The organism is Nocardioides sp. DN36 (assembly GCF_055380375.1).
This window is the reverse complement of record NZ_AP043823.1, coordinates 634,427-660,439: the sequence shown is the minus strand read 5'-3', so window position 1 is coordinate 660,439 and position 26,013 is coordinate 634,427. Positions and strand designations below refer to the sequence as shown.

Annotated in this window: 28 protein-coding genes; 11 read left to right on the top strand and 17 right to left on the bottom strand. The window is 72.0% G+C overall.

What is annotated here, in order from left to right; translation table 11 throughout:
• Positions 1-9 precede the first annotated feature (9 nt).
• The 6 genes from ACZ43H_RS04115 to ACZ43H_RS04090 all read right to left on the bottom strand — a co-directional run bounded on the left by ACZ43H_RS04115 (position 10) and on the right by ACZ43H_RS04090 (position 4,888).
• Positions 10-1,227 (bottom strand): acetyl-CoA hydrolase/transferase family protein, encoded by a 1,218-nt coding sequence (locus ACZ43H_RS04115; RefSeq protein ID WP_464587980.1) that lies wholly within the window; start codon positions 1,225-1,227, stop codon positions 10-12.
• A gap of 12 nt (positions 1,228-1,239) precedes the next feature.
• The gene (locus tag ACZ43H_RS04110) at positions 1,240-2,949 is read right to left on the bottom strand and encodes an acyl-CoA mutase large subunit family protein (protein WP_464587978.1); all 1,710 of its coding nucleotides are present in this window, start codon (positions 2,947-2,949) and stop codon (positions 1,240-1,242) included.
• 39 nt (positions 2,950-2,988) lie between these two features.
• Positions 2,989-3,537 (bottom strand): MmcQ/YjbR family DNA-binding protein, encoded by a 549-nt coding sequence (locus ACZ43H_RS04105; RefSeq protein WP_464587976.1) that lies wholly within the window; start codon positions 3,535-3,537, stop codon positions 2,989-2,991.
• A 156-nt stretch (positions 3,538-3,693) separates the two neighbouring features.
• A complete protein-coding gene (locus ACZ43H_RS04100) occupies positions 3,694-4,185 on the bottom strand; it encodes a MarR family winged helix-turn-helix transcriptional regulator (protein ID WP_464587974.1) in 492 nt (163 codons plus the stop codon).
• A 9-nt stretch (positions 4,186-4,194) separates the two neighbouring features.
• On the bottom strand, positions 4,195-4,716 hold the full coding sequence (locus ACZ43H_RS04095; protein WP_464587973.1) for a PH domain-containing protein: 522 nt from the start codon (positions 4,714-4,716) through the stop codon (positions 4,195-4,197).
• Position 4,717: 1 nt separating this feature from the next.
• Complete coding sequence (locus tag ACZ43H_RS04090) at positions 4,718-4,888, bottom strand: hypothetical protein (RefSeq protein ID WP_379178208.1); 171 nt, start codon at positions 4,886-4,888, stop codon at positions 4,718-4,720.
• A gap of 124 nt (positions 4,889-5,012) precedes the next feature.
• Between ACZ43H_RS04090 and ACZ43H_RS04085 the strand changes: the two genes are divergently transcribed.
• Positions 5,013-5,876, top strand: coding sequence for an alpha/beta fold hydrolase (locus tag ACZ43H_RS04085; protein ID WP_464587971.1), 864 nt, complete (start codon positions 5,013-5,015; stop codon positions 5,874-5,876).
• Here ACZ43H_RS04085 and meaB read toward each other — a convergent pair.
• Positions 5,866-6,837 carry a methylmalonyl Co-A mutase-associated GTPase MeaB gene (meaB, locus tag ACZ43H_RS04080; RefSeq protein WP_464587969.1) on the bottom strand — a complete coding sequence of 324 codons (972 nt, stop codon included), beginning with the start codon at positions 6,835-6,837 and terminating at the stop codon, positions 5,866-5,868. The genes ACZ43H_RS04085 and meaB overlap by 11 nt on opposite strands.
• A 23-nt stretch (positions 6,838-6,860) precedes the next feature.
• Positions 6,861-8,054, bottom strand: coding sequence for an acetyl-CoA C-acetyltransferase (locus ACZ43H_RS04075; RefSeq protein WP_464587968.1), 1,194 nt, complete (start codon positions 8,052-8,054; stop codon positions 6,861-6,863).
• 164 nt (positions 8,055-8,218) lie between these two features.
• On the opposite strand from ACZ43H_RS04075, the gene mce reads away from it, so the two are divergent.
• Both mce and ACZ43H_RS04065 read left to right on the top strand, forming a co-directional pair.
• The gene (gene mce, locus ACZ43H_RS04070; protein WP_464587966.1) at positions 8,219-8,671 is read left to right on the top strand and encodes a methylmalonyl-CoA epimerase; all 453 of its coding nucleotides are present in this window, start codon (positions 8,219-8,221) and stop codon (positions 8,669-8,671) included.
• A 107-nt stretch (positions 8,672-8,778) separates the two neighbouring features.
• Complete coding sequence (locus ACZ43H_RS04065) at positions 8,779-9,027, top strand: hypothetical protein (RefSeq protein ID WP_464587965.1); 249 nt, start codon at positions 8,779-8,781, stop codon at positions 9,025-9,027.
• On the opposite strand, the gene ACZ43H_RS04060 is transcribed toward ACZ43H_RS04065, so the two are convergent.
• Entirely contained in the window at positions 9,014-9,400 is a 387-nt protein-coding gene (locus ACZ43H_RS04060) for a hypothetical protein (RefSeq protein ID WP_464587963.1), read from the bottom strand. The two genes, ACZ43H_RS04065 and ACZ43H_RS04060, sit on opposite strands and share 14 nt — an antisense overlap.
• Before the next feature lie 247 nt (positions 9,401-9,647).
• Here ACZ43H_RS04060 and ccrA point away from each other — a divergent pair, with 247 nt between their 5' ends.
• From ccrA to ACZ43H_RS04045, 3 genes are all read left to right on the top strand, one after another.
• Positions 9,648-10,988, top strand: coding sequence for a crotonyl-CoA carboxylase/reductase (gene ccrA, locus ACZ43H_RS04055; protein ID WP_464587962.1), 1,341 nt, complete (start codon positions 9,648-9,650; stop codon positions 10,986-10,988).
• A gap of 140 nt (positions 10,989-11,128) precedes the next feature.
• A complete protein-coding gene (locus ACZ43H_RS04050; RefSeq protein ID WP_464587960.1) occupies positions 11,129-12,394 on the top strand; it encodes a hypothetical protein in 1,266 nt (421 codons plus the stop codon).
• On the top strand, positions 12,394-13,581 hold the full coding sequence (locus ACZ43H_RS04045; protein ID WP_464587958.1) for an AI-2E family transporter: 1,188 nt from the start codon (positions 12,394-12,396) through the stop codon (positions 13,579-13,581). The genes ACZ43H_RS04050 and ACZ43H_RS04045 overlap by 1 nt, the downstream gene beginning before the upstream one ends.
• On the opposite strand, the gene ACZ43H_RS04040 is transcribed toward ACZ43H_RS04045, so the two are convergent.
• On the bottom strand, positions 13,578-14,555 hold the full coding sequence (locus tag ACZ43H_RS04040; protein WP_464587956.1) for an EamA family transporter: 978 nt from the start codon (positions 14,553-14,555) through the stop codon (positions 13,578-13,580). The two genes, ACZ43H_RS04045 and ACZ43H_RS04040, sit on opposite strands and share 4 nt — an antisense overlap.
• A gap of 39 nt (positions 14,556-14,594) precedes the next feature.
• Here ACZ43H_RS04040 and ACZ43H_RS04035 point away from each other — a divergent pair, with 39 nt between their 5' ends.
• Together ACZ43H_RS04035 and ACZ43H_RS04030 are read left to right on the top strand one after the other, a co-directional pair.
• Positions 14,595-15,131 carry a CGNR zinc finger domain-containing protein gene (locus tag ACZ43H_RS04035; protein WP_464587954.1) on the top strand — a complete coding sequence of 179 codons (537 nt, stop codon included), beginning with the start codon at positions 14,595-14,597 and terminating at the stop codon, positions 15,129-15,131.
• Positions 15,132-15,210: 79 nt separating this feature from the next.
• Positions 15,211-16,563, top strand: coding sequence for a M23 family metallopeptidase (locus tag ACZ43H_RS04030; RefSeq protein WP_464587953.1), 1,353 nt, complete (start codon positions 15,211-15,213; stop codon positions 16,561-16,563).
• Positions 16,564-16,570: 7 nt separating this feature from the next.
• On the opposite strand, the gene ACZ43H_RS04025 is transcribed toward ACZ43H_RS04030, so the two are convergent.
• The 3 genes from ACZ43H_RS04025 to ACZ43H_RS04015 all read right to left on the bottom strand — a co-directional run bounded on the left by ACZ43H_RS04025 (position 16,571) and on the right by ACZ43H_RS04015 (position 19,210).
• Entirely contained in the window at positions 16,571-17,389 is an 819-nt protein-coding gene (locus ACZ43H_RS04025) for an alpha/beta hydrolase (RefSeq protein ID WP_464587951.1), read from the bottom strand.
• Between the two features lie 83 nt (positions 17,390-17,472).
• Positions 17,473-18,249, bottom strand: coding sequence for a hypothetical protein (locus ACZ43H_RS04020; RefSeq protein WP_464587949.1), 777 nt, complete (start codon positions 18,247-18,249; stop codon positions 17,473-17,475).
• A gap of 4 nt (positions 18,250-18,253) precedes the next feature.
• The gene (locus tag ACZ43H_RS04015) at positions 18,254-19,210 is read right to left on the bottom strand and encodes a helix-turn-helix transcriptional regulator (protein ID WP_464587948.1); all 957 of its coding nucleotides are present in this window, start codon (positions 19,208-19,210) and stop codon (positions 18,254-18,256) included.
• Positions 19,211-19,271: 61 nt separating this feature from the next.
• Here ACZ43H_RS04015 and ACZ43H_RS04010 point away from each other — a divergent pair, with 61 nt between their 5' ends.
• Positions 19,272-19,853, top strand: coding sequence for a DinB family protein (locus ACZ43H_RS04010; protein WP_464587946.1), 582 nt, complete (start codon positions 19,272-19,274; stop codon positions 19,851-19,853).
• Between the two features lies 1 nt (position 19,854).
• Positions 19,855-20,454 carry a DinB family protein gene (locus ACZ43H_RS04005; protein WP_464587945.1) on the top strand — a complete coding sequence of 200 codons (600 nt, stop codon included), beginning with the start codon at positions 19,855-19,857 and terminating at the stop codon, positions 20,452-20,454.
• Here ACZ43H_RS04005 and ACZ43H_RS04000 read toward each other — a convergent pair.
• Together ACZ43H_RS04000 and ACZ43H_RS03995 are read right to left on the bottom strand one after the other, a co-directional pair.
• Positions 20,451-20,702 (bottom strand): hypothetical protein, encoded by a 252-nt coding sequence (locus ACZ43H_RS04000; RefSeq protein ID WP_464587943.1) that lies wholly within the window; start codon positions 20,700-20,702, stop codon positions 20,451-20,453. The two genes, ACZ43H_RS04005 and ACZ43H_RS04000, sit on opposite strands and share 4 nt — an antisense overlap.
• A 12-nt stretch (positions 20,703-20,714) precedes the next feature.
• Positions 20,715-22,199 (bottom strand): MFS transporter, encoded by a 1,485-nt coding sequence (locus ACZ43H_RS03995; RefSeq protein WP_464587941.1) that lies wholly within the window; start codon positions 22,197-22,199, stop codon positions 20,715-20,717.
• A gap of 159 nt (positions 22,200-22,358) precedes the next feature.
• Here ACZ43H_RS03995 and ACZ43H_RS03990 point away from each other — a divergent pair, with 159 nt between their 5' ends.
• On the top strand, positions 22,359-23,666 hold the full coding sequence (locus ACZ43H_RS03990; protein WP_464587940.1) for an alpha/beta hydrolase: 1,308 nt from the start codon (positions 22,359-22,361) through the stop codon (positions 23,664-23,666).
• Between the two features lie 10 nt (positions 23,667-23,676).
• Here the strand turns inward: ACZ43H_RS03990 and ACZ43H_RS03985 are convergent, their stop codons facing one another.
• Together ACZ43H_RS03985 and ACZ43H_RS03980 are read right to left on the bottom strand one after the other, a co-directional pair.
• Positions 23,677-24,084, bottom strand: a complete 408-nt coding sequence (locus ACZ43H_RS03985) for a rhodanese-like domain-containing protein (RefSeq protein WP_464587938.1) — start codon at positions 24,082-24,084, stop codon at positions 23,677-23,679.
• A gap of 75 nt (positions 24,085-24,159) precedes the next feature.
• Entirely contained in the window at positions 24,160-25,974 is a 1,815-nt protein-coding gene (locus ACZ43H_RS03980; RefSeq protein ID WP_464587937.1) for a 3-hydroxyacyl-CoA dehydrogenase family protein, read from the bottom strand.
• Between the last annotated feature and the right edge of the window lie 39 nt (positions 25,975-26,013).

The window sequence follows — 26,013 nt, the reverse complement described above, 5'->3', positions numbered from 1 at the left end:
CGGCCAATCCTAGAGAGCCGCGGCGAGGCCGAGCGCCACCGCCTCCTCCCTCAGCTCCTCGCGCACGTCGGGGTGGGCCGCGTTGTCGATGATCTGCCGGGCCTGCTCCTGCTGGTCCCGCCCGAAGACCTCCGCCGTCCCCTGCTCCGTGACGATCGCGCTCATCTGGAACGACGTGACCGGCTCGTCCACGAGGGGGACGACGGTCGAGCAGTCGGCCTTGGGGTGCCAGGACCGCAGCGCGATGAGCGCCTGGCCACCGCTGCTGTGCAGCGCCCCGACGATGAAGTCGGTCTGGCCGCCGAAGCCGGAGTGGATGCGGGCGCGGATCCGCGACGCGTTCGCCTGCCCGAAGAGGTCGACCTGGAGCGCGGTGTTGACGCTGACCATGGCCGGGTTCGCGGAGATCCGGGCGGGGTCGTTGGTGACCTCGGTGCGGACCATCTCCACCCGCTCGTTCCCGTCGACCCACTCCATGAGCTCGGCGGATCCGAAGAGGAACGACGAGCGCACCGGCACGTCCACGTCCAGCGCCCCGGCCCGCTCGAGGGCCAGCACGCTGTCGGAGAACATCTCGGTCCAGATCCGCAGCCCGCGCCGCCCGACGAGACCGCGCATGGTCGCGTCGGGCACCGCACCGATGCCGGCCTGCAGGGTCGCGCCGTCCCCGACGCGATGCGCCACCAGGCCGCCGATCTGCGCCGACGCCTCGTCGATGGCCGCGACCGGCGCGTGCGCCAGCGGCTCGTCGGCCCCGACCATCAGGTCGATGGCGTCGGTGGGCACCAGCGCGTCGCCGAAGGTCCACGGCATGTGCCGGTTCACCTGGGCGACCACCCGCCCACCGCGGCGGCGTACCGCCTCCAGCGCGGCGGGCAGCACGTTGACCTCGGTGCCGAGCGAGACCCGGCCACCGCGCGGCGCGGTGGTGTGCACCAGCACCACGTCCGGCACCAGGGAGGTCTCGAACAGCCTGGGCACCAGTGACAGCCTCGACGGCACGTAGCTCAGCCGCGGGCTGCGTCGCATGCCGGGACCGACGAACGAGGTCTCGAGGACGACCCCGTCCCGGTCGGGCAGGCCGGACTGGCCGTTGAGCGCCCAGAGCCGGTACGACGGCAGCGCCTCGTCGACCAGGGACAGGGTGTGCCACGGCGTCGCGTGGTTGCCGGACACCACGACCCGCGGATGGTCCGGCAGCCCGGCGAGCAGGCGGGTGAGGTTCACCCGACGATCACATCAGAACCGCGCGGGTTCGCGGTACTCCCCCCACTCGGCGCGCAGCGCGTCGCAGATCTCGCCCAGCGTGGCCTCGGCACGGACGGCCTCGAGCATCGACTCGATGATGTTCTCGTCCGTGCGCGACACCTCGACCATCCGGTCGACCGCGGCCCGGGCGGCGGCGTCGTCACGGCCCTGACGCCGGGCGGACAGCTCGCGGACCTGCTCGACCTCGACCTCGTGCGAGACCCGCAGGATCTCCAGGTCGTGGGTGACCGAGTCGGTGTGGCAGTTGACGCCGACGATCCGCTTCTCGCCCTTCTCGAGAGCGACCTGGTACTGGAAGGCCGCCTCGGCGATCTCGCCCATGAACCAGCCCTCCTCGATGCCCCGTAGCAGGCCGCGCGTCACCGGCCACTCGGCCGCGTCCGCCTCGCCGGTCGAGACGCGCATCTTCTCCGCGAGCTGCTCGGTGTCGGCGTGGGTGAGCGTGGAGCCGCCCATCGCGAGGATCTTGTCGAAGATCGCGTTGGCCTCGGCCTCGATGCGGTCGGTGAGCGCCTCGACGTACCACGAGCCACCGAGCGGATCGGCGACGTTGACGACGCCGGTCTCCTCCATGATCACCTGCTGGGTGCGCAGCGCGATCTCGGCGGCCTGCTCGGAGGGCAGCGCCAGCGTCTCGTCGAGGGCGTTGGTGTGCAGCGAGTTGGTGCCACCGAGGACCGCGGACAGCGCCTCGATACCGGTGCGCACGACGTTGTTGTAGGGCTGCTGCGCGGTCAGTGAGACGCCGGCGGTCTGGGTGTGGAACCGCAGCCACTGGGCCTTCTCGGTCTTCGCGCCGTAGACGTCGCGCATCCAGCGCGCCCAGATCCGGCGGGCCGCGCGGAACTTCGCGATCTCCTCGAAGAAGTCGACGTGCGCGTCGAAGAAGAAGGACAGCCCGGGTGCGAAGACGTCGACGTCGAGGCCGCGGGAGAGCCCGAGCTCGACGTACCCGAAGCCGTCGGCGAGCGTGAACGCCAGCTCCTGCGCGGCCGTCGAGCCGGCCTCGCGGATGTGGTAGCCGGAGACCGAGAGGGGCTTGTAGGCCGGGATCTTCTCGGCGCAGTACTCCATCAGGTCGCCGATCAGGCGCAGGTGCGGCTCGGGGCCGAACAGCCACTCCTTCTGGGCGATGTACTCCTTGAAGATGTCGGTCTGCAGGGTGCCGTTGAGCTTGCCGGTGTCGACGCCCGCGCGCTCCGCGGCGACGATCATCATGCAGAAGACCGGCACGGCCGGGCCGCTGATCGTCATCGACGTGGTGACGTCGCCGAGGTCGATGCCGTCGAACAGGATCTCCATGTCGGCGGCGCTGTCGATCGCGACGCCGCAGTGGCCGACCTCGCCCAGCGACTTGGGGTCGTCGGAGTCGCGGCCCATCAGCGTGGGCATGTCGAACGCGACCGACAGCCCGCCGCCGCCACGGCCGAGGATCATCTTGTAGCGCTCGTTGGTCTGCTGGGCGTTGCCGAAGCCGGCGAACTGGCGGATCGTCCAGGTCCGGCCGCGGTAGCCGGTGGGGTACAGCCCACGCGTGAAGGGGAACTCGCCCGGCCACTCCGAGGCGTCGGTGCCGTACGCCGGCTCGACCTCGAGCCCGCTGAGCGTCGTGAAGTCGGCCTCACGCACCCGGGACTGCTCGTAGCGGGACTGCCAGCGGGCGCGTGCGTTCTCGGTCATGGACAAATAGTAGGACGCCCTACTAATTCCGTGAAGTCGTCAACGCGCCCAGCGCCGCACCTGCCCCTCGAGCACCTCCACCTCCACGGGCGGCCGGGGCGTCGGCCGGTCGCGCAGGTGCGCCAGGACCCGGTCGCGGCCGCGCAGCCGCAGCGACCCGTCCGACCACTCGACGTCCGGGTGCAGCATCGTGGCGAGCTCGTCCCACTCCCCCGTATCCATCGCCGCCCAGGCCGCGGCGGTCGGCGCCGGCAGCTCGGGGAGGTCGTGCAGCATCGCCGGCGTGCACATCCGCCAGGCGTCGGTCACCAGCTCGCGCATCTCCTCGGGGTCGAGCCGGTCGAGGTGCGCGCAGACCCACTGGTAGCGCAGGTCCGAGGTCGGCGGCAGGAAGAAGGTCTCGGGGTCGGACTCGACCAGGCCGTCCCGCTCGGCCCGGGGGAAGCCGAAGCCCATCGAGGTCTCGTCGGCCGAGAACGCCACGAACACGATCTGGCGGACCCTGAGCTTCCACCGCCCCCGGACCATCCGCTCGTACGCGCGCGGCAGCGCGAGCCCGACGCGGCGTACGTCGTCGGCGGAGGCCATGCGAGACACACTGCACCAGCGCACGTCGCCACTCAACGCCCTGGGCATCTCACCCGGTCTCGACGCGCTCGAGCGACCTCGTTCCTCGGTCGCGTCGCTTGCTCGACCTGGCCGAGCCCACGCGGCGCGCTCGTTCCTCGCGCGCCACTGCTCGGCTCAGAAGTCCCCCGCCGCGTGCCGCACGGGCGACAGCAGCTCCGACAGCGAGCGGAGCTCGTGGTCGGAGAGGGCGCCGAGCGCGAAGTCGGAGTCCACCAGGTCGCGGGTGGCGGTCTCGACCAGGGCCCGCCCGGCGTCCGTGATCTCGGCCAGCACCGCTCGTCCGTCCTCGGGGTGCGGGCGACGCACGACCAGCCCGGAGGCCTCCAGCCGCTGCACGATCGAGGTGACCGACGTGGGGTGCACCTGGAGCCGCTCACCCATCTTGCCCAGGGGCAGCGACCCGCGCGAGGAGAAGACGAGCAGCACCAGCGCCTCGTAGCGGGCGAAGGTCAGCCCGTGCGGCTTGAGGATCGCGTCGAGCCGCCCGATCACCAGCTGCTGCACGCGCATCAGCGACGTGACCGCGTGCATCGCGGGCACCCCCGGCCACCGCAGCGCCCACTGCCGGGCGGCCTCGTCGATCGGGTCGAAGGGCAGGCGCGACATGCGCGCACCCTAGTTCACGCGCTTCGGCCCCCGCAGGCCCGAGCGCTGCACCACCCGCTGGATCGCGAGGTCGCGCTGGTCGGGCCTCCCGACGTAGCGGATGTCGCGCAGCCCCTGCTCCTGCGCGGCGGACTCGAAGACGAAGTGGCCGAAGCCGAGGATCCGTCCGTGCAGCGGCTTGACCACGGTGATGTCGAGGATCCGGCTCAGCGGCATGGTCGCGAGGTTCGAGGAGAGCACGCCGTGCAGCCGGAAGACCCGCATGTTCGTGATCACGAACCGGTCGCGTCGCTCCCGCGCCGCACCCCACGCCGCGTGCGCGAACAGCGCCAGCGCGACGACGAACGGCACCGTCGACACCTGCACGGGCACCACCGACGTCGCCCCCAGCATCAGCACCGCGAGCGCGCTCTCGAGGACCGGGAGCGTGTACGCCGCCCAGTGGTGGTGCACGACGTCGACGATCACCTCCCCCTCGTCGCGCAGGAGGTGCTTGCCGATGTCGACGTCGGTCGGCCGAGCCAGCCGCAACTCAGCTCATCTCGCCGATGAACCGGATCACGCCGCGGAACACCACCGTGAGCGCGTCCCACGAGCCGGCGCCGGCCGACTTGGCCGAGACGGCGAAGCCGTGCGGGTCCTGGAACATCCAGAAACCCAGAAACAGCACCAGCAGGCCGAGGACCACTTTCTTGCCGTTCATCCCGAGAAAACTCCGTCCACTACCCCCGAAAGCACTGGTCCAGATGTGTCTAGCAGGGTCGGCGCGGCGGGAGCGCCAGGCGCGCCTGCAACACCGATGATGTGATCTGGGCCACCATGTGGTGGTGACCCCGGACCCGATCTCCTTCTACTCCCCCGCCGGCACCCTCCACGCGCTGCGCTTCGGCAGCGGCCCCCGGACGGTCCTCGCGGTCCACGGGATCACCGCCTCGGCGATGGCGTGGCCGGCCGTCGCGGCGGCGCTGCCCGACGACTGGACCCTGGTCGCCCTCGACCTGCGGGGACGCGGCGCCTCACGCGACCTGCGAGGCCCCTTCGGCCTCGACAGCCACGCGACGGACGTGACGACCGTCGCCGGCGCGCTCGGCGGGGACGTCGTGCTGCTCGGCCACTCGATGGGCGCGTACGTCGCGGTGCTGGCCGCCGCGGAGCGGCCGGACCTCTTCAGCCGGGTGGTGCTGGTCGACGGTGGCGTCCCGCTGCCCCTGCCCGAGGGCGCCGACCCGGACGAGCTGCTCGCGGCCACCCTCGGGCCGGCCCTCGAGCGGCTCCGCACGACGTACCCCTCGGTGACGTCGTACGTCGACTTCTTCCGTGCCCACCCCGCCCTCGGGCCCTCCTGGGACGACACCATCGAGGCCTACGTCCGCTACGACGTGCTCGAGACGCCCGACGGCGTCCGTTCCCGCGCGGTCGACGAGGCGGTGCGCGCCGACGGGCGCGACCTGCTCCTGTCCGCAGCAGCCATCGACCGCGCCCTGCGGGGCACGACCCTGCCCACCACGCTGCTGGTGGCACCGCGCGGCATGTTCGGCGAGCCGCCCGGGCTGCTGCCCGCCGAGGCCGTGGCGGAGTACGACCACGCCGTGCCGGCACTGACCGTCGAGACGGTCGACAACACCAACCACTACACGATCCTGTTCGACCCCGACGCGGCCCGTCGCGTGGCGGAGACGGTCAGTCGGTGAAGGCGTCCAGCAGCTCGTCGGCGGCCGAGTAGGGGTCGGACTTGCCGGCGGCCACGGCCGCCGCCAGGTCGTCCAGCTCGGACCGCCCGTGGACGTCGCCCCAGCGCTCGCGCAGCGCCGTCACGGCAATCGCCTCGATCTCGTCGCGGGCGCGGCGGGTACGCCGCTTCTCGAGCTCGCCCGAGGACTCGAGCCAGGCGTGGTGGGCGTCCATCTGCTCGACGACCTCGTCCAGCCCCTCGCCACGCTGCGCGACGGTCTTCACGATCGGCGGCTTCCAGGCGCCCTCGGGGCGGTCCGCCAGCGCGAGCATCGACCGCAGGTCGCGCCGGACCTGGTCGGCGCCGTCGCGGTCGGCCTTGTTCACGACGTAGAGGTCGCCGATCTCGAGGATGCCGGCCTTGGCGGCCTGGATCCCGTCTCCCATGCCCGGCGCGAGCAGCACCATCGTGGTGTCCGCGAGCCCGGCGATCTCGACCTCGCTCTGGCCGACCCCCACGGTCTCGATGAGGATCACGTCGCAGCCGGCGGCGTCGAGCACCCGCAGGGCCTGGGGCGTCGTCCACGACAGGCCCCCGAGGTGGCCGCGCGAGGCCATCGAGCGGATGTAGACCTCACGGTCCAGGGCGTGGTCCTGCATGCGCACCCGGTCACCGAGGAGGGCGCCGCCGGAGAACGGCGACGAGGGGTCGACCGCGAGCACCCCGACGCGCTTGCCGTGGCGACGCAGCTCGGTCACCAGGGCGTTGGTCGAGGTGGACTTGCCGACCCCGGGCGAGCCGGTGATGCCGACGATCTGGGCGTGCCCGGTGTGTGGGGCCAGCGCGGCCATCACCTCGCGGAGCAGCGGCGACTCGTCCTCGACCAGCGAGATCAGCCGTGCGACCGCCCGGGGGTCACCCTCGCGTGCTCGGGAGACCAGGTCGGGGACCGACGCCGTCGAGCGGCGCCGGCCTCCCACCGACGTGCCTCCCGCGGTCGCGCTCAGGCCGGGACCCGGATGATCAGGGCGTCGCCCTGCCCGCCGCCGCCGCACAGGGCCGCGGCGCCCGTGCCGCCACCGCGGCGCTTCAGCTCCAGCGCGAGGTGCAGCACGATGCGGGCACCGGACATGCCCACGGGGTGACCGAGGGCGATCGCCCCGCCGTTGACGTTGACCTGGTCCTCGGTGATGCCGAGCTGGCGCGCGGACTCGATGCCCACGGCGGCGAACGCCTCGTTGAGCTCGAACAGGTCGATGTCGGAGACGGCGATGCCCTCCTTGGCCGCCGCCGCCTCGATGGCACGCGCCGGCTGCAGCTGCAGGGTCGAGTCGGGGCCGGCCACTTGGCCGGAGGCACCGATCTCGGCGAGCCAGGTCAGCCCCAGCTCCTCGGCCTTGGCCTTGCTCATGACGACCACGGCGCAGGCGCCGTCGGAGATCTGGGAGGCCGACCCGGCGGTGATCGTGCCGTCCTTGGCGACCGGGCGGAGGCCCGCGAGCGACTCGACCGTCGTGTCGCCACGGACGCCCTCGTCCTGGCTGACGGTGATGTCGCCCTTCCGGGACGGGATGGTCACCGGGACGACCTCGTCGTCGAACAGGCCGTTCTTCCACGCCGCGGCGGCGCGCTGGTGCGACTGGGCGGAGAACGCGTCCTGCTCCTCGCGGGTGAGGTTCTTCCCGGCGGAGTTGCAGCTCTCGGTCAGGTTGATCATCGCCTGGTCGGTGAACTGGTCGTACAGCGCGTCGTAGGCCATCGAGTCGACCAGCGCGGTGTCGCCGTACTTGAAGCCCTCGCGGGACTTCGGCAGCAGGTGCGGCGCCTGGGTCATCGACTCCATGCCGCCGGCCACCACGATCTCGTGCTCACCCGCGCGGATCAGCTGGTCGGCCATGGCGATCGCGTTGATGCCCGAGAGGCACACCTTGTTGATGGTGATCGAGGGGACGGTCATCGGGATGCCGCCCTTGACCGCGGCCTGGCGGGCGGTGATCTGCCCGGCACCGGCCTGGATGACCTGACCCATGATCACGTAGTCGACCTGGTCGCCGGCGACGCCGGCCTTCTCCAGGGCGCCCTTGATGGCGACACCGCCCAAATCGGCCGCGGACTGGCCCTTGAGCCCGCCGAGCAGGCGTCCGATCGGGGTGCGCGCCCCGGCCACGATCACGGATCCGCCGGTCTTTGCTGCCATGGGAGGTGCCTCCATCGATGCGTCAACGGTGGGCCCGGAGGGCGCTCATGGGCGCACACGGGCTGATGACTGCGACGATACCCACACCGGCGAGCGGCGAGGCAGTGGGCGGCCGGTGAGGAAAACCTCACACGTCCTCGCGAGCGCTCCCCCGTCGTACGACGATGTGCGCCATGAGCTCCGCACCCCAGATCCCCGCGCACCTGTTCACCGCCATCGACCACGTCGGCATCGCGGTGCCCGACCTCGACGAGGCGATCGCGTTCTACCGGGACACGTACGGCATGCGGCTGGCCCACCAGGAGACCAACGAGGAGCAGGGCGTCCGGGAGGCGATGATGGCCGTCGGCGACTCCGGGTCCTGCATCCAGCTGCTCGCGCCGCTCTCACCGGAGTCGACGATCGCGAAGTTCCTCGACCGGTCCGGGCCCGGCATCCAGCAGATGGCCTACCGGGTGACCGACGTGGAGGCGGTCAGCGCGATCCTGCGCGAGCGCGGCCTGCGCCTGCTGTACGACGAGCCCCGGCGTGGCACGTCGGACTCGCGGATCAACTTCATCCACCCCAAGGACGCCGGCGGGGTCCTCGTGGAGCTCGTCGAGCCGGCCGCAAGGTAAAACCTTCGGCGTGCGCACGTGCTGACGGCCGGGACGGGTACGGACCTCCTTGGCACACCGTCAACACAGCGGCCGCGGCGATCCCGCGGACCCCGGGGGGACGACGCATGTCGACCGACACCGGCCCGAACGAGGTCGTACCCGACCTCAGGGCCTGGCTCATGGACGTCACCATGGATGTCTCGCGCGCGCACCTGCTGCTGAGCGGCACGCTCGAGTGGGTCCCGCGCGCGGTCCGTCCGCACACCGACGAGGCGATGCGGATCCTGGAGGACTCGCTGCGGGAGCTGCGCGACATCGCGGTGGCGCTCCACGAGGAGCACCACTGCGGCGGCGACGACCTCAGTCCGCCGTAGGACGCTCGCTCTGCACGGGAGTCATCGCGGCCAGCGAGGACCAGTGATGGATGCTCGCCAGGTCGCCCATGACGTCGTGGATGTTCTCGTACGCCGCGCGCAGCTCGGGGTCCTGGGAGTCGCGCAGCGGGGCCAGCAGCAGCATCGCCCGGCACACGCGGCGCGATGCCTCGTGCAGGCTGCTGTCGACGCGACGCGAGGCGAGGTCGGCCAGCGGCGTCCCCGGAGCCATGGGTTTCGGCCGGACGGCTCGTCGGGACGAGGCCGCCAACGTCGTGCGGGTGCGTGGTCTCCACAACCCGGACAGGGCGGTGGCGTAGTCACGAGCGGATTGAAGCAGCCGCTCACGAGGGTGTGCCTGTGTGCTCGCCATGAGTGATCCCCCCTGGACTGTCGATGGCGTTCGCGCCTGACGCTAGGCGGACGTCGGCCCGTCCAGACAGGGACCAAAGACCTCTCCGGCATGACCCGTTCGGGCAGGGTGACGCGAGACAGGTCACACGCGGCTGACACCCGTGGCTACTCATGAGTAGATTGCGACGCCACGACCGGCAGGCCTCCCGCCTCGCGCCGCGGGGCGGTCCGTGGCCGCGCCGACCCCTAATCGAGCAGGAGTCCTCGTGAAGCAGATCCTCGACGCCATCCTCGCCGGCGACACCTCCGCCGAGGAGTACGCCGCCCTTCCGCTGCCCGAGTCCTACCGCGCCGTGACGGTGCACAAGGACGAGGTCGACATGTTCGAGGGCATGACGACCAAGGAGAAGGACCCCCGCAAGTCGCTGCACGTGGAGGACGTCCCGCTGCCCGAGCTGGGCCCGGGCGAGGCACTGGTGGCGGTGATGGCCTCGGCGATCAACTACAACACCGTGTGGACCTCGATCTTCGAGCCGGTCTCCACGTTCGGCTTCCTCGAGCGCTACGGCCGCCTCTCGCCGCTGGCCAAGCGGCACGACCTGCCCTACCACGTGGTCGGCTCCGACCTCGCCGGCGTCGTCCTGCAGACCGGCCCCGGCGTCCACTCGTGGAAGCCGGGCGCCGAGGTGGTGGCGCACTGCCTCTCGGTCGAGCTCGAGGGACCCGACGGCCACAACGACACGATGCTCGACCCCGAGCAGCGGATCTGGGGCTTCGAGACCAACTTCGGCGGCCTCGCGCACGTCGCGCTGGTCAAGGCCAACCAGCTGATGCCCAAGCCCGACCACCTCACCTGGGAGGAGGCCGCGTCCCCGGGTCTGGTGAACTGCACGGCGTACCGCCAGCTGGTCTCCAAGAACGGCGGCGCCATGAAGCAGGGCGACAACGTGCTGATCTGGGGCGCCTCCGGCGGCCTCGGCGGCTTCGCGACGCAGTACGCCCTCAACGGCGGCGCCACCCCCGTCTGCGTGGTCTCCAACGAGGAGAAGGCCGCCATCGCCCGGTCCATGGGCGCCGAGCTGATCATCAACCGCTCCGAGGAGGACTACCGGTTCTGGAACGAGGAGGGCACCGCGCAGAACCCCCGCGAGTGGAAGCGCTTCGGCGCCAAGATCCGTGAGCTCACCGGCGGCGAGGACATCGACATCGTCTTCGAGCACCCCGGCCGCGAGACCTTCGGCGCGAGCGTGTACGTCACCCGCAAGGGCGGCACCATCACCACCTGCGCCTCCACCAGCGGCTACATGCACGAGTACGACAACCGCTACCTGTGGATGAACCTCAAGCGGATCATCTCCTCCCACTTCGCCAACTACCGCGAGTCCTGGGAGGCCAACCGGCTGATCGCCAAGGGCAAGATCCACCCCACCCTGTCCAAGACCTACAGCCTCGACGAGGTCGGCCAAGCGGCGCTGGACGTCCACAAGAACGCCCACCAGGGCAAGGTCGGCGTGCTCTGCCTGGCCCCCGAGGAGGGCCTCGGCGTCCGCAATCCGGAGCTCCGGGAGAAGCACCTGACCCAGATCAACCGGTTCCGCGGGGTCTGAGACCCCGATCTCGCCACTTCCACCCCGGTTCGCGGATTTTGGTCCGCGAGCCGGGGTGGGTTGTTCCCGGGTCATCGGGGAGACTGGGCGCCAACGACGCAACGCCGGCAACACGACACTTTCGGGAGAGGTACCCAGACATGAGCGACGAGGGTCTGTCCATCTTCGACAACGAGCCGGAGGCCACCGACACGTCCGTCGACGACGAGGCGACCCAGGTGATGCCCACGGTCAAGAAGTCCACGACTCCCCCGGCTGCCGCGAGCAAGCCCGCGGGCGCCCAGCCCCGGGCGACTCCCGCGACGGGCTCGAAGCCCGGTCCGGTGCTGCCCCCGGCCGCACCGGCCGCGAGCCGGCCGGCCAGCACCCCGGGCGCCGCGGCCACGCCGGCGGCTGCCACCTCCTCCGCGGTGACCGGTTTCCCGGTCGTGCGACGAGGCGGCTACGACCGGGACGCCGTCGACGCCCGCGTGCGCCAGCTCGCGTCCGAGCGGTCCGGCCTCAGCAGTGACCTCACCGACGCCCAGCGCCGCGTCTCCGAGCTCGAGACCGCCCTCGAGGCGGCCCGTCAGGAGCTCGCCGAGAACCAGAACCCGTCGTACGCCGGCCTCGGTGGCCGCGCCAGCGCGATGCTGCGCCTCGCCGAGGAGGAGGCGGCCGAGGTGCGCGCCACCGCCCAGCGGGACGCCGCCGAGATCCGCCAGCAGGCCGCTCGGGACGCCAAGGCGATCCGCGCCGAGGCCTCCAGCGAGGCCGAGGACATGCGGATGGTGCAGCTCAAGGAGCTCGACGAGAGCCGCAGCCGCCTGATGGCCGACGCCGAGCAGGAGCGGTCGATGGCCCGCGCCGAGTCCGAGGACCTGCTCGCCTCGGCCAAGCGTGAGGCCGACCAGGTCCGCCTCGCCGCCCAGCAGGAGACCAACGAGCTGCGCACCTCCGCCAAGCGGGAGTCCGAGCAGGCCAGGGCCGCCGCGGACCGCGAGGTCCAGGAGGCCCGGCGCACGCTCGCGGTCGAGAAGGAGCGGCTGGCCCGCGAGGCCACCGACCACCACACCAACGCGGTGGCCGAGACCCGTCGCCTCGTCGAGGAGGCCGAGCAGCGCGCGGCCGCGGCGGAGCAGCGGGCCCGCGAGGCGTCGAACCAGGCCAACGAGCTGCGGCACCAGACGCAGAAGGAGGCCGAGGCGCTGCTGGTCCGCGCCCGGCGCGAGGCCGAGCAGATCGTGGCCTCGGCCCGGACGCAGGCCGATTCGATCACCTCCGCGGGCAACGCCGAGCAGGAGCGCGAGCTCGCCGCCGTGCGCGCCGAGGTCGAGCGGATGACCAAGCGCCGCGACGCGATCAGCGCCCAGCTCGCCTCCCTGCGCGACGTGGTCGCCGGATTCGGCGACGACGAGGACAAATAGTGGCCGACGACTCCGCTCCTGCCGCCGACGAGGCGGCAGGAGCCGGGCCGGCCGAGCCCGGCGCGGCCGTAGAGACCGAGGACGAGCCCACCCGGGAGCCCGGTGCGGGCACCTGGGAGTCCGACAGCGACCGCGACCTCGGGGAGCCCGGCAAGCCGTTCTCCAAGCGCTCACCGTTCCTGATCGGGCTCGTCGGCGGGCTCGGACTCTTCCTCGCCTGGTGGCTGGGCGGACTGATCGTCGGGGTCAGCTCGGTGCTGATCCAGATCGTCGTCGCCCTCTTCCTCGCGGCCGGCCTCAACCCCGTGGTCGAGTGGCTGGAGCGGCGCGGGATGCGGCGCTCCTTCGCCGTGGTCACGGTGATCATCGGTGTGATCGCCGCCCTGGCGCTCTTCCTGGTGGCGTTCGTCCCGGTCATCACCGACCAGGTCACGGCGCTCAGCAAGAACGCGCCCGGCTGGTTCGACTCCCTCCAGCGCAACCGCTGGGTCCGCGACGTCGACCAGCAGTACGACGTCGTCGACAAGGCGAAGGCCTACGTGTCCGACGGCAAGTTCGTCAGCGGGCTCTTCGGCGGCGTGCTCGGCATCGGCCTGGCCGTGCTGTCGGTGCTGCTCAACGCGTTCGTGGTGGTCGTCCTCACGCTCTACTTCCTCTCGTCGCTGGAGAAGACGAAGCACGCGCTCTACCGCCTCGCTCCCGCCTCGCGCCGCGACCGGGTCAGCAAGCTCGGCGACGAGATCCTCCGCGGCGTGGGCGGCTACGTCTCCGGGGCGTTCATCGTCGCCCTGTGCGCCGGGCTCTCGTCGCTGGTCTTCCTGTTCGTGGTGGGCCTGAGCGCCTATGCGGTGGCGCTCGCGTTCGTCGTCGCGCTGCTCGACGTGATCCCGATGATCGGGGCCACCATCGGCGCCGTGATCGTCACCGCGATCGCGTTCGCGACCGACCCCAAGATCGGGTTGATCTGCATCGTGTTCTACGTCGTCTACCAACAGCTGGAGAACTACGTCATCTACCCGCGGGTGATGTCGAAGTCCGTGGACATCCCCGGCGCGGTCACCGTGATCGCCGCCCTCGTCGGCGCGTCGCTGCTCGGTGTCGTGGGCGCCCTGCTCGCGATCCCCACCGCGGCCGCCATCCTGCTGATCATCCGCGAGGTGTTCGTGCCACGGCAGGACGCGCGCTAGGACTCCTGGTCGGTGGGCGGGGCCGCAGTGCCCCGCTCGCCGAGCTTCACGACCACCACGCCGGCCAGGATCAGCGCGCCCCCGGCGACCTGCACCGCGCGGGGCAGCTCACCCAGCAGCAGCCAGGCGAAGACGAGGGCGAACAGCACCTCGAGCAGCGCCACGAACGACGCCAGCCGCGAGCCGAGCCGGCGGCCGGCCGCGATCCCGGTGACGTAGGCAAGCGCGGCGGTGACGGTGCCGAGGCCCAGCAGCGGGATCCACCAGGCGACCCGGACGCCGTCGTACGACACCGGATCGGTGGTCGCGTGCATCGGCACGACCCCGACGGCACCCGCCACGAGCAGGGCGATCGCCCCGAGGGCGAGCCCGGCCGCCGCGAGCACGAGGGGCGGCAGGCCGTTGCCCTCGCTGGCCGACAGCACGAAGTACGTCGCGGCACCCACCATCGCGCCGAGCGCCCAGACCACGCCGGGCACGCTGAGGTCGGCGCCCGAGACCAGGTCGAGCACGAGCACCAGGCCGACCGCGGCGACCAGCGCACCGGCCAGGGTCAGCAGACCGGGGCGGTGACCGTGCCGCAGCCACATCCAGCCGATGACCGCGACGGGCGCGGTGTACTCGATGAGCAGGGCGACCGCGACCTGCATGTGGACGACGGCGTTGAAGTAGGCGAGCTGGCAGCCGGCCACCGCGACCAGCCCGTAGCCGACCACCAGTCCGGCGTTGCGACGCAGCAGCCACCAGCGGCCACGCAGGGACACCACCGCCGGCACGGCGAGGACGAGCGCCGCGATGACCACCCGGACCGTCACAGCGGCGCCGGCGCTCCACCCGGAGTCGAGCAGGCCCTTGGCCAGCGAGCCCGACAGGCCGAACGACATCGCCGACAGCACCGCGAAGCCCAGCCCGGGGAGCAGTCGGGAGGCCGGGGCGGCCAGACCGCGGTCGATGTCATCAGCCATTGTCGTCATGACTCATGACGGTAGGCCTGGATGCAGTAACCTGTCAACATGCCTTTCGCTCATGACACCGAGGCCTCGCTGCTCGCGGCGGTGGCGCTGGTCAACTCCGGCGAGGATCCGGACACGCTGACGACCCTCGAGGAGCTGGACGCGTTCTACGTCGAGCACGGCTACACCGGCGGGCGATCGCACGACCGGTCGGAGCTGGAGGAGGTGCGAGCGCTCCGCGCCCCCCTGCGCACCCTGCTCACCAGCAGCCGGGACGAGGCCGTGCCGCTGGTGAACCGGATGCTGGCCGAGCACCGGGCGGTCCCCCAGCTGGTTCGTCACGACAACGAGGACTGGCACCTGCACGCGACCGACCGCGACGCGCCGTTCGCGACCCGGATCGCCGTGGAGACCGCCATGGCGATGGTGGACGTCGTCCGCGCGGACGAGATGTCGCGGCTCGGGGTGTGCGCCGACGACGAGTGCGGCGGCGTGGTCCTGGACCTCTCCCGGAACCGCTCCCGACGGTTCTGCAGCACCGCCTGCGGCAACCGCAACGCCGTGGCCGCCTACCGGGCAAGGCAGGCGGCCACCTGAGCCGTGACGTCTCCCCAAATGTGAGGAGCACTCACCCAAATCGGCGGCGGCCCTGGACGGCCCACCGTTTGGTTGCTGCATGGAAACGGGCTGGGGGGCACGGCGGGATCGACCGCGCACGCACCACCGTCACCGACTGCTGTCGGCGGCGGTGGTGGCGGGCGCCCTGGTCACGGGCGGCGCGACCTCGGCGAGCGCCGCGCCGCCGGACGGCGGTGCTCCGCGAGCTGCGCTCGCCGCCCGCCTCGACGTCCCGCACGCCGGCCTCCCACGGCAGGCCGCGAGCCGGTCCGCGACCCGCGGTCCGGGCCACGGCACCGACCAGCACGTCGATCGGCGCAGCCGCGAGGAGGCGAAGGCCGAGCGGGACGTCGCCCTGGCGTCGACCTGGCACCTCGACCCCGCCCTGCTCGTGCCCCTGCCCACCGACAGCAGCGCGACCGCCGCGGCGCGGCAGCAGCTGGGCGTGATCGACGACCGGATGCAGGCCGCGTTGCACGCGTACGACGACGCCCGGGACGCGGCCGACGCGGCGTCCCTGCGAGCACAGGAGGCGCGCACCGCCCTCGCAGCCGCGCAGGCGGCCCAGCGGGCGGCGGCCGAGCGCTACCGGGCGGACCGGGAGCTGATGATGTCGGTCGTCACCGAGGCCTACAGCACGAGCCAGGTGGGCGCGCTGAACCTGCTGCTGACCGCCGACTCCGACGAGGACCTCGTCCAGGGACTGACGGTCCTGCAGGAGATGGGCCGGACGCAGGCCGACGCGGTCGAGGCCGCGGAGCGGTCGCGCGACCAGCTCCGCGAGGCCACCGCGGCCGTGGCCGCAGCCGAGCAGGAGGCCGAGACCCGGCTGTCCGCGGCCCGCTCCACGCTCGCCGCCGCGGCGGTCGCCCGCAACCGCGTGCTGAGCGACGTGCGCGCTGCGCGGGACCTCCTCGAGAGCTCGGTGGTCGCCGACCTGGCGGTGCGCGACTCGGCGGCCGACGGCTACCGCGGGGCCATCTCCTTCCCGCTGCCGGACGGCACGTCGTTCGTGGACCAGCACAACTTCGGGCACCGCAGCCACCACTGGGCCAGCGTGCACACCGGCGACGACCTCTCCACCGGCTGCGGCACCCCGGTCCTGGCGGTCACCGACGGCACCGTCCTGGTCCGCACCGACCAGGGCTGGTCGGGGCGCTGGCTGGTGATGGTCAGCACCGGCCCGGGCCAGCTCACGACGTGGTACGCCCACATGCAGGCCCTGACGGTCACCCCCGGTCAGCAGGTGCACGCCGGCCAGCAGATCGGCGTCGTCGGGCAGGAGGGCAACGCCACCGGCTGCCACCTGCACCTGGAGGTCCACCCGAGCGGCGGCTCGATCTACCAGGACGACATCGACCCCTCCGCCTGGCTGACCACGGTGGGCGCCTACCGGGGGCAAGCCTCCTAGGCCACGCCTAGCTGCCGGCCGCCCCGTCGCGCTGGGCCGGCCCGGGCACCGGCTTGTCCTTGTACGCCGCGAGGTTGTGGGCGTTGTAGGCGCTGGTGTCCGCGGTCTCCATCGGCCCGTCCCACTCGGTGGGGAGCGGCAGCGAGACGTCCGGCGCGACCCGGCGCACGATCTCGTCGAGGACACGCTCGGCGTCGCCGACCCACAGGTGCTTGCTGCCGTCGAACGGCACCACCTCGGCGTGCGGGATCGCGGCGAACCGCTCGCGCGCCTCAGCCGGTCGCAGGTAGTCGTCGTGCTCCGGCACGAACGCGCTCACCGGCTTGCCGGAGTCGGCCCACTGGGCGAGGTGCTCGGGGTCGCTGAACCGCAGCGGCGGGCTGAGCAGGATCGCGCCCTGCACGAGCGGGTCGTGGCCGTGCATCAGCGCCAGGTCGGTGCCGAACGACCACCCGACCAGCCAGACGTTCGGCAGGTCGTGGAACTCGGCGTACTCGATGGCCGCGGCGACGTCGTACTGCTCCCCCACCGCGTTGTCGAAGGAACCCTCGCTGGTGCCCTGCTCGCTCCACGTCCCCCGGGTGTTGAACCGCAGCACCGCCACCCCGGCCAGCGCGGGCAGCCGGAACGCCGCCTTGCGGTAGACGTGGCTGTCCATCATCCCGCCGTGGGTGGGCAGCGGGTGCAGGCAGATGATCGTCGCCACCGGTTCGCGGTCCTGCGGCACGGCGAGCTCGGCGACCAGCTCCAGGCCGTCCGCGGTCTCGAGCGTGACCGGCTCGCGACGGGCGGGCAGGACGGAGTTGGCGCGGATCTTCTGGCTCACGCGAGCAGGCTACCGAGGCGTCGACGGCGCAGTCGTGCGGGTCATGGTGCGGCGGAGCGCACCCTGGACCGCACGACGCCGCGTCAGAAGTCGAACATGTCCCCGATGTCGCCGAACATGTCGCCGACGCCGTCACCGATGGCGCCGATCCCGTCGCCGATGCCGTCACCGAGGGCCCCGATGCCGTCGCCGAGGGCGTCGAAGCCACCGAGACCGCCGAACAGCATGCCCATGAACATCATGTCCATCACCCCGGTACGGCCGAAGTAGCCGGCGGCGTACGGCTGGTAGGCGCGGCCGCCCTGCCAGTACGGCACCCGCTGGGCGCCGACCATCACCTGGCGCACGTCGGGCTCGGCGCCGGCCCGGACCCGCTCCGCGTCGAGCGCGCACGCGGGGACGTCCCGCTGCGCGCCGCCCGGCGGTGCCCACGAGACGTCGGTGACCGAGAGACCGTGGCGCGGGTCGAAGAAGCACGGCGGACGGCGGGTCGGAAGCGGCTCGCCGTCGACCCGGGCGCGCACGCACGCCATGGCGTAGCGGCCGTCCTCGAGGATCTCGGTGACGTGCCGGATGTCCTCGGGCTGGTCGATGCGCTCACCGGCGGTCTTGGCCGATTCGTAGGCGTCCAGGGCACGCTGGTAGTCCGCGTGGGCGCCCGGGTCGAGCTGGCGGCCGGCCAGGTCGAGGTCGAGCGACTGGAGCTGCTCACCGAGGGCGGTGATGTCCTCGAAGGCCAGCTTCTTGACCGGCTCGAGCTCCGCCTGCCGCTGCGCGAGAGCACGCTCCTTGCTCCTGCGGTTGGACACGACGACGGCGGTCACGAGTGCGACCAGGAGCAGCAGAACGACCCATCCCATGGGTTCAGGATACGGAGGCGCGGGTGAACCGGGCGGCGAGCTCGGCGACGGCGGTGCGGAGCTCGGGCGGATCGAGCACGTCGAAGTCCCAGCCGAGCATGCCCAGGTGCAGCGCCAGCGCCCTCAGGCTGCCGGCTCCGCTGAGCAGGAGACAGCTCTGCTCGTCGATCGGTTCCAGCGTCACCGAGGCGGGTGTCGTGACCGCCCGCACCTCCTCGATCGGTGCGTGGACGCGCACGCGGGCGCGGTGGGGGTACGCCGACACCGTCACCGACCGCTGGACGTACGACGCGGGGTCGGGGTGGTCACGCGGGGCGAACCGCCACGTCGTGGGCCGCACGTCGCTCATCCGGTCCAGACGGAAGGAGCGCCAGTCGTCGCGATCGAGGTCGAACGCCATGAGGTACCACCGGCGACCGGTCGCGACCAGCTGGTAGGGCTCCACCCGACGCTCGCTCTGCCGGCCGTGCAGCGTCACGTAGCCGAACTCGACGCGCACGGTGTCGCGACAGGCCCGGGCCAGCGCGAGCAGCGCGTCCGCGTCGATCTCGATCCGGCTGCCCTCGAGCGTCACGATCGCGTCGTGGAGGGCGCGGACCTCCGCGCGCAGCCGCGCCGGGAGCACCTGGTCGAGCTTGGCCAGCGTGCGCACCGCCGCCTCGCTGGCCCCCGCGACGGTGCCGCCCGCGGCGAGCCGCAGCGAGACCGCGGTGGCGATGGCCTCCTCGTCGTCGAGCAGCAGCGGAGGGAGCGCCTTGCCTGCGCCGAGGCGGTAGCCGCCGCCGGCACCGAGCGCCGCGTTGACCGGGTAGCCCAGCGCGCGGAGCCGCTCGACGTCGCGTCGGATGCTGCGGGTGGTCACCCCGAGCCGCTCCGCGAGCTCGGTGCCGGTCCACGTCGGGCGCTGCTGGAGCAGCGCGAGCAGCTGCAGGACGCGTTCGGTGGTGCCGCTCTCGGACATGCCGCGATTCTCGCACCGGAAGCGGACCGATCCTGTCCTAGTTGCGGGAGAGACTGCCTGCATGACGACGACGACCACCCTGGTGTGGAACCCGCTCCTGCTCGACCAGCTCGAGCTCCACTGGCAGCACGCCCTGCGGCCCCGCCTCGACGGGCTGACCGACGACGAGTACCTCTGGGAGCCGGCCCCCGGCTCCTGGAGCGTGCGCCCGCGGGGCACCTCGTCGGCCCCGGTGCAGGCCGGCCGGGGAGGCTTCACGATCGACTTCGCGTACCCGCAGCCGGACCCGGCGCCGGTCACGACCATCGCCTGGCGGCTCGGCCACGTCACCGTCGGCTGCCTGGCGATGCGCAACGCGTCCCACTTCGCAGGACCCGCGGCCGACTACGAGAGCTGGACCTACCCCGGCACGGCCCGCGAGGCCCTGGCCCAGCTCGACGAGCAGCACGCGGCCTGGTGCGCAGGGGTGCGCTCGCTCGGCGAGGACGGGTTGTCGCGGCCCTGCGGTCCCAGCGAGGGGCCGTACGCCGACCTGCCGATGGCCGCGCTCGTGCTCCACATCCACCGCGAGCTCATCCACCACGGGGCCGAGATCTGCCTGCTCCGCGACCTCCACCTGCACACCCACCGGAAGGACTCCTGAGATGCCCGCCCAGGCACCGCCCGTGACGGACGAGCGCTCGGCGCTCACGGCCTACCTCGTCCAGCAGCAGGACGCGTTCCGCTGCGCCGCGTTCGGTCTCACCGACGAGCAGGCCGGCCGCGCCGCCTCGCCCCCGAGCACGCTCACCATCGGCTCGCTGGTCAAGCACGTCACCCAGACCCAGGCGCACTGGCTCACGGTGGCGTCGGCCGCCCCGGACCGACCACAGGACGACCGGACGATGCAGCAGAAGTACGCCGAGCACCAGGACGGCTGGACCTGGCACCCGCACGACACGCTCGACGCCGCGCTGGCGGCGTACGACGGCGTCTGCGCGGCCGTCCTCGACGCCGTGACCCGCCTCGACCTGGACACCGTGGTCCCGGTCCCGCCGGCGCCGTGGAACCCCACCGACATCGACGGATGGTCGGTGCGCTGGGTGTGGTTCCACCTGATCGAGGAGCTGGCCCGGCACGCGGGTCACGCGGACATCGTCCGCGAAGCGGTGGACGGGGCGACGATGTACGAGCTGGTGGCGGGTCGCGAGGGCTGGCCGGAGACCGACTGGCTCAAGCCCTGGCGACCCGCCCCCGCTGGTTAGGCCCGTACCGTCGCGCTGGTGGCCACGGTGCCGTCGGCACTGCGGTGCACGGCACCGTCGGCCACCGCGAAGGCCAGTGCGGCCCCGAAGCGGCCCGGCTCCCAGTAGTCGGCACCCACGATGGCCCCGAGGGCACCGGGCTGCAGCGGACCGTTGACCGCGAGCGCCCGGGTGATCTGACCGATCTCGTGGGCGACGTGCCGGTCGCGGTGGCCCTCGGTGGAGGGCTTGGGGGGTGGCATCGGCATGGCGGTCTCCTCTCAGGCGGGCTGCGGCGCCGTACGGTCGCCGCCCGCGTCGCTGGTGCTGTCCTCCGCGGTCAGGGGTTGGGCGATGCTCTCGAGCGACTGCCCCTCGGCCCGCACCCCGAGGAACGCCGCGACGATGCCGCCGGCGATCATCAGCGCCGCGCCGAGGAAGTAGCCCGGTGCGATGCCGGTGATGTCACCGCTGGCGGACGCGTTGTCGATCAGCTTGCCGAACAGCAGCGGGCCGGTGATGCCGCCCGCAGCGGTGCCGATGGCGTAGAAGAACGCGATGCACAGCGCCCGCGTCTCCATCGGGAAGACCTCGCTGGCGGTGAGGTACGCCGCGCTGGCGCCCGCCGAGGCGAAGAAGAAGATGATCGCGCCCATCAGGGTCAGGGTCACGGCGGTGACGCTGCCGAGGAAGAAGCCCGTGGCACCGAGCAACACGCCTGAGATCACGTAGGTGGCGGTGATCATCTTGACCCGGCCGATCGTGTCGAAGAGCCGGCTCAGCAGCAGGGCGCCCGCGAAGTTGCTGACCGCGAAGACCGCGATGTACCACCCGGTCTGCTTCACGCCGAGGAACGTGGTGAGGCTGTCGCCGTAGGTGAAGAAGAACGCGTTGTACAGGAACGCCTGGCCCACGAAGAGCGAGAAGCACAGCGCGGTGCGCTTGGGGTACATCGTGAAGACGGTCTTCGCGATCAGAGCCAGGCTGATCGACTTGCGCTGTCGGATCGTGATGGAGTCGGACACCTCGTGCAGCTGGACGTGCGACTCGCGGGAGACGGTGTCCTCGATGTCGCGGACGATCTCCTCGGCCTTCTCCTCGTGTCCGTGGATGAACAGCCAGCGCGGGCTCTCCGGCACGTGGCGGCGAACGATCAGGATGCCGACGGCGAGGATCGCGCCGAGGCCGAAGGCCAGCCGCCAGCCCCACTGCTGGTCGATCACGGTGGGGTCGAGCAGCGGGATCGTCAGGATCGCGCCCCCGGCAGCGCCGACCCAGAACGAGCCGTTGATGGCCACGTCGACCCGGCCGCGGTACTTCGCGGGGATGAGCTCGTCGATGGCGGAGTTGATGGCGGCGTACTCGCCGCCGATGCCGGTGCCGGTCAGGAACCGCGCGGCGAGGTACCACGTCGGGTTCATCGAGAACGCCGTGAGCACGGTGGCGAAGGTGTAGACCGCCAGCGTGATCAGGAACAGCTTCTTGCGCCCCAACCGGTCGGTCAGCTGCCCGAAGAAGAGTGCCCCGAGACAGGCACCTGCGACGTAGACCGCGCCGGCGAGGCCGACCTGGTAGCTGCTCATGCCGAGCCCGGTCTTCGGGTCGGCCAGTGCGGTCGACATCGACCCGACGATGGTGACCTCGAGACCGTCGAGGATCCACACGGTCCCCAGGCCGACCACGATCATCCAGTGCCACCGCGCCCAGGGCAACCGGTCCAACCGGGCTGGTATGTCGGTGGTGATGCGTCCTGTCTCGACTGACATTGCGTCGTCGCCTCCCTCGTCACGTCGCGCGGTGGAGGCCGGCCGGGGGTGGGGCGGCGCGCCTGCGCGAGCTCTGCCGGATCTCGTACCCCGCGTCCGCGCAGGTCAATCCTCGCGAGCCGGCGCCGCGCCCGCGTAGGGTCGGTGCCGGAGGCACAGATGGCCCGTCGGATCCCAGAGTCGGGGCTGTTCCGGGTGGCAGCCGGCCTCGTCGCGCTCCACGTCGTCGACGACAGCTTCCTCCAGCCGCAGCCGGGCGTCTCGGCCGCGGACCACCTGTTGAGCGGCCTCGTCCCGCTGGCCGTGCTCGTCGCCGTCGCCCTCGCCTATCCCCGGTTGCGGCCCGGCGCACGGGCGGTCTGCGCGCTGCTCGTCGGCGGCTTCGCGCTCACGGTGGCCTCGGAGGCGATCTACTACACGTCGGCCGGGAAGCTCGGGGGTGACGACTTCACCGGCTGGCTGTGCGTCCCCGCCGGCGTCGTCCTGGTCTGCCTCGGCGTGGTGGTGTTGTGGCGGTCCCGGCGCCAGACCCCCAACCGGGTACTGCGCTACGGACGGCGGCTTGCGTGGGCGGTCCTCGCCGTCGTCGTCGCGAACCTGGTCGCCTACCCGGTCGCCTCCGGCTACATCGTCACCCACACGCTCACCGCCACGGTGCCGGAGGCCGCGCCGGGCATGAGCTACGAGGACGTCTCGTTCACCACCCGCGACGGGCTGCGGCTGGTGGGCTGGTACGTCCCGTCGGAGAACGGCGCCGCCGTCATCGTGTTCCCCGGTCGTGAGGGGCGGCAGGACCACGCCCGGATGCTCGCGGACCACGGGTACGGCGTGCTCCTCTTCGACCGGCGCGGGGAGGGAGCGAGCGAGGGCGACCCGAACCTGCTCGGGTGGGGTGGCGACCGCGACGTCGAGGCGGCGATCGACTTCCTGGTCGGACGGGACGACGTCGACCCTGACCGGATCGGTGCGATCGGGCTGTCGGTGGGGGGCGAGCTGCTCCTCGAGAAGGCTGCCGAGGACAACCGGCTCCGCGCCGTCGTCTCGGAGGGCGCCGGCGCCCGCTCCTACCGCGAGGAGACCCACCGGACCGGAGGCTCGCCGCTCGAGACGGCGGCCTACCTCGTCCTGACCGGAGCCACCCGGGTCTTCTCCGACGAGCGGGTGCCTCCCGATCTCGACGGCCTGGTGGACGACATCGCGCCCCGGTCGGTCCTCTTCGTGTACGGCGAGCAGGGCCAGCCGCAGGAGATCGACCTGAACCCGACGTACTTCGCCTCCGCGCGCGAGCCCAAGCAGATCTGGGAGGTGCCGGGCGCCGGGCACATCGAGGCGCTCGCGACGGACCCGGAGGAGTACGAGCGACGCGTCATCGGATTCTTCGACGGTGCGCTGGTCCCCGATCGAGCGGGACGCGCACCCGGCCGCCCGGTCCCGAGGTCGACTCCCAGCTCAGCCGGTTCACGCTGATGGCCCGAGGTCACACCCTCGCTTCCCGTGGCCGACCCTCTCGAGCAGGCCCCAGCGCGAGCAGCGCCTGGTAGCCACCGACGAGGTCGGTGGCCCGGTGCAGCCCGAGCTCGCGCAGGGTCGCCGCGGCCAGGCTCGAGGCGTACCCCTCGTTGCAGACGATCACGTACCGGGTGGCGCGGTCCCCGGCCCCGGGCAGGCGGTGCTGACAGGCCGGGTCGAGCCGCCACTCCAGGACGTTGCGGTCGATGACGAGCGCCCCGGGCAGGTCGCCGTCCCTCGCTCGCTGCTCGACCGGCCGGATGTCCACCAGCACGGCACCGGCCGCCACCTCGTCGGCGAGCCGCTCCGGATCCACCCGGTCGAGTCCGGCCCGGGCGCGCGCCAGCAGGGCGTCGACCGCAGCGTCCGCAGCCATGGCGGCTCCTCACGACGGAGGTGCCTCCAGCGTACGCCGCGCCGCGCCGCCCGGATCCGGCCGATCCGACCCTCGTCAGCGGCGCGAGTAGTCCCGGAACCCACGCCCGGCCTTGCGGCCGAGGTAGCCGGCGGTGACCAGGTGCTCGAGCAGCGGCGCGGGGGCGAAGCCGGGCTCGCGGAACTCGAGGTACAGCTCGCGCTGGATCGCCAGCGAGACGTCGTTGCCGACCACGTCGAGCAGCTCGAAGGGGCCCATCGGCAGCGCGCAGCCCTGCTTCATCGCCACGTCGATGTCGTCGGCCGTCGCGTAGTGCGCCTCGAGCATCTTGACCGCGTCGTTGAGGTAGGGGAACAGCAGCGCGTTGACGATGAAGCCGGCCCGGTCACCGCAGGAGACCGCCACCTTGCCGATGGATCCGCACAGCGCGCGCACCGTCTCGGTGACCTCGTCGGAGGTCGTCACCGTGGACACCACCTCGACCAGCTTCATGATCGTGGCCGGGTTGAAGAAGTGCATGCCGATGACGTCCTGCGGGCGCCTGGTCACCCGGGCCATCTCGATGATCGGGAGGCTGGAGGTGGTGGTCGCCAGGATGGCTCCGGGCTTGCAGATCTCGTCGAGGTTCTCGAAGAGCGTGGTCTTGACGTTGAGGTCCTCGGCGATCGCCTCGACCACGATGTCGACGTCCTTCAGGTCGTCGAGGCTGGTGGTCCCGGACACCCGCGCGAGCACCTCCGCCTTGGCCTCCTCGGTGGCCTTGCCGCGCTGGATCTGCTTGTCGAAGTTGCGGGTGATCGTGGCGGTCACGCCGTCGACCTTGTCCTGCGAGCGGCCGACGTAGAGGACGTCGTACCCGGCCTTGGCGAACACCTCGACGATGCCGCCGGCCATGGTGCCGGTGCCGACGACACCGACGGTCCGGATGTCGTGGCGCAGCTGGGGCACGTCGTCGGCGCCCGGCGTCTGCGCGTCGGCGACCACGACCGGGCTGTCCGGGCCCTCGTAGGTGTAGAAGCCACGCCCGGACTTGCGGCCGAGCAGCCCGGCGGTGACGTACTGCTTGAGCAGCGGCGCGGGCGCGTGCAGGCGGTCGCGGCCCTGCTTGTACATCGTGTCCAGGATCTCGTACGCCGTGTCGAGGCCGATCAGGTCGAGCAGCGCGAGCGGGCCCATGGGGTAGCCGCAGCCGAACCGCATCGCGGCGTCGATGTCCTCACGGGAGGCGTACCTGCCCTCGTACATGGAGACGGCGTGGTTGAGGTAGCCGAACAGCAGGGTGTTGGCGATGAAGCCGGCCTTGTCGCCGCAGACGACGGGGTTCTTGCCCAGCCGCTCGACCAGCGCGGTCACGTCCTCGAGGACGGACGGCTCGGTGACCACGGTGCGCACGATCTCGACGAGGTTCTGCACCGGAGCGGGGTTGAAGAAGTGGATGCCGACCACGCGACCGGGGTGCGCGTTGGCCGTCGAGATCTCGGTGACCGACAGCGAGGAGGTGTTGGTCGCGAGGATCGCGTCCGGGGAGACGATCGCCTCGAGCTCGCGGAAGATGCCCTTCTTGACCTCGAGCGACTCGACGACGGCCTCGACGACGAGGTCGGCCTGCGAGAGGTCCTTGATCTCGGTGGTCAGGGTGATCCGGCCGAGGATCTCCGCCTGCTCGGCCTCGGTGATCTTGCCGCGCTTCACGGCCCGGGCGGTCGAGTGCTCGAGGTGCTGCCGACCACGGGTGAGCGCCTCGTCGCTGACCTCGACACCGACCACGGCGACGCCGTTGCGGGCGAAGACCTCGGCGATGCCGGCACCCATGGTGCCGAGGCCGACGACACCGACGGTGCGGAACTCACGGGTGGCGGGAGCGGCGTTCTCGGGGGGCGTGCTCGTCATGCCCGGCATCGTGTCACGCGCCACACGGGGGCCGCACCG

Bases quoted from the DNA above. Each gene is read 5' to 3' on its own strand.
- ACZ43H_RS04110 (WP_464587978.1), bottom strand. From the start codon at position 2,949: ATGACCGAGAACGCACGCGCCCGCTGGCAGTCCCGCTACGAGCAGTCC.
- ACZ43H_RS04105 (WP_464587976.1), bottom strand. From the start codon at position 3,537: ATGGCCTCCGCCGACGACGTACGCCGCGTCGGGCTCGCGCTGCCGCGC.
- ACZ43H_RS04100 (WP_464587974.1), bottom strand. From the start codon at position 4,185: ATGTCGCGCCTGCCCTTCGACCCGATCGACGAGGCCGCCCGGCAGTGG.
- ACZ43H_RS04090 (WP_379178208.1), bottom strand. From the start codon at position 4,888: ATGAACGGCAAGAAAGTGGTCCTCGGCCTGCTGGTGCTGTTTCTGGGT.
- ACZ43H_RS04075 (WP_464587968.1), bottom strand. From the start codon at position 8,054: ATGGCAGCAAAGACCGGCGGATCCGTGATCGTGGCCGGGGCGCGCACC.
- mce (WP_464587966.1), top strand. From the start codon at position 8,219: ATGTGCGCCATGAGCTCCGCACCCCAGATCCCCGCGCACCTGTTCACC.
- ACZ43H_RS04065 (WP_464587965.1), top strand. From the start codon at position 8,779: ATGTCGACCGACACCGGCCCGAACGAGGTCGTACCCGACCTCAGGGCC.
- ACZ43H_RS04060 (WP_464587963.1), bottom strand. From the start codon at position 9,400: ATGGCGAGCACACAGGCACACCCTCGTGAGCGGCTGCTTCAATCCGCT.
- ACZ43H_RS04050 (WP_464587960.1), top strand. From the start codon at position 11,129: ATGAGCGACGAGGGTCTGTCCATCTTCGACAACGAGCCGGAGGCCACC.
- ACZ43H_RS04040 (WP_464587956.1), bottom strand. From the start codon at position 14,555: ATGACGACAATGGCTGATGACATCGACCGCGGTCTGGCCGCCCCGGCC.
- ACZ43H_RS04035 (WP_464587954.1), top strand. From the start codon at position 14,595: ATGCCTTTCGCTCATGACACCGAGGCCTCGCTGCTCGCGGCGGTGGCG.
- ACZ43H_RS04030 (WP_464587953.1), top strand. From the start codon at position 15,211: ATGGAAACGGGCTGGGGGGCACGGCGGGATCGACCGCGCACGCACCAC.
- ACZ43H_RS04020 (WP_464587949.1), bottom strand. From the start codon at position 18,249: ATGGGATGGGTCGTTCTGCTGCTCCTGGTCGCACTCGTGACCGCCGTC.
- ACZ43H_RS04015 (WP_464587948.1), bottom strand. From the start codon at position 19,210: ATGTCCGAGAGCGGCACCACCGAACGCGTCCTGCAGCTGCTCGCGCTG.
- ACZ43H_RS04010 (WP_464587946.1), top strand. From the start codon at position 19,272: ATGACGACGACGACCACCCTGGTGTGGAACCCGCTCCTGCTCGACCAG.
- ACZ43H_RS04005 (WP_464587945.1), top strand. From the start codon at position 19,855: ATGCCCGCCCAGGCACCGCCCGTGACGGACGAGCGCTCGGCGCTCACG.
- ACZ43H_RS04000 (WP_464587943.1), bottom strand. From the start codon at position 20,702: ATGCCGATGCCACCCCCCAAGCCCTCCACCGAGGGCCACCGCGACCGG.
- ACZ43H_RS03995 (WP_464587941.1), bottom strand. From the start codon at position 22,199: ATGTCAGTCGAGACAGGACGCATCACCACCGACATACCAGCCCGGTTG.
- ACZ43H_RS03990 (WP_464587940.1), top strand. From the start codon at position 22,359: ATGGCCCGTCGGATCCCAGAGTCGGGGCTGTTCCGGGTGGCAGCCGGC.
- ACZ43H_RS03985 (WP_464587938.1), bottom strand. From the start codon at position 24,084: ATGGCTGCGGACGCTGCGGTCGACGCCCTGCTGGCGCGCGCCCGGGCC.
- ACZ43H_RS03980 (WP_464587937.1), bottom strand. From the start codon at position 25,974: ATGACGAGCACGCCCCCCGAGAACGCCGCTCCCGCCACCCGTGAGTTC.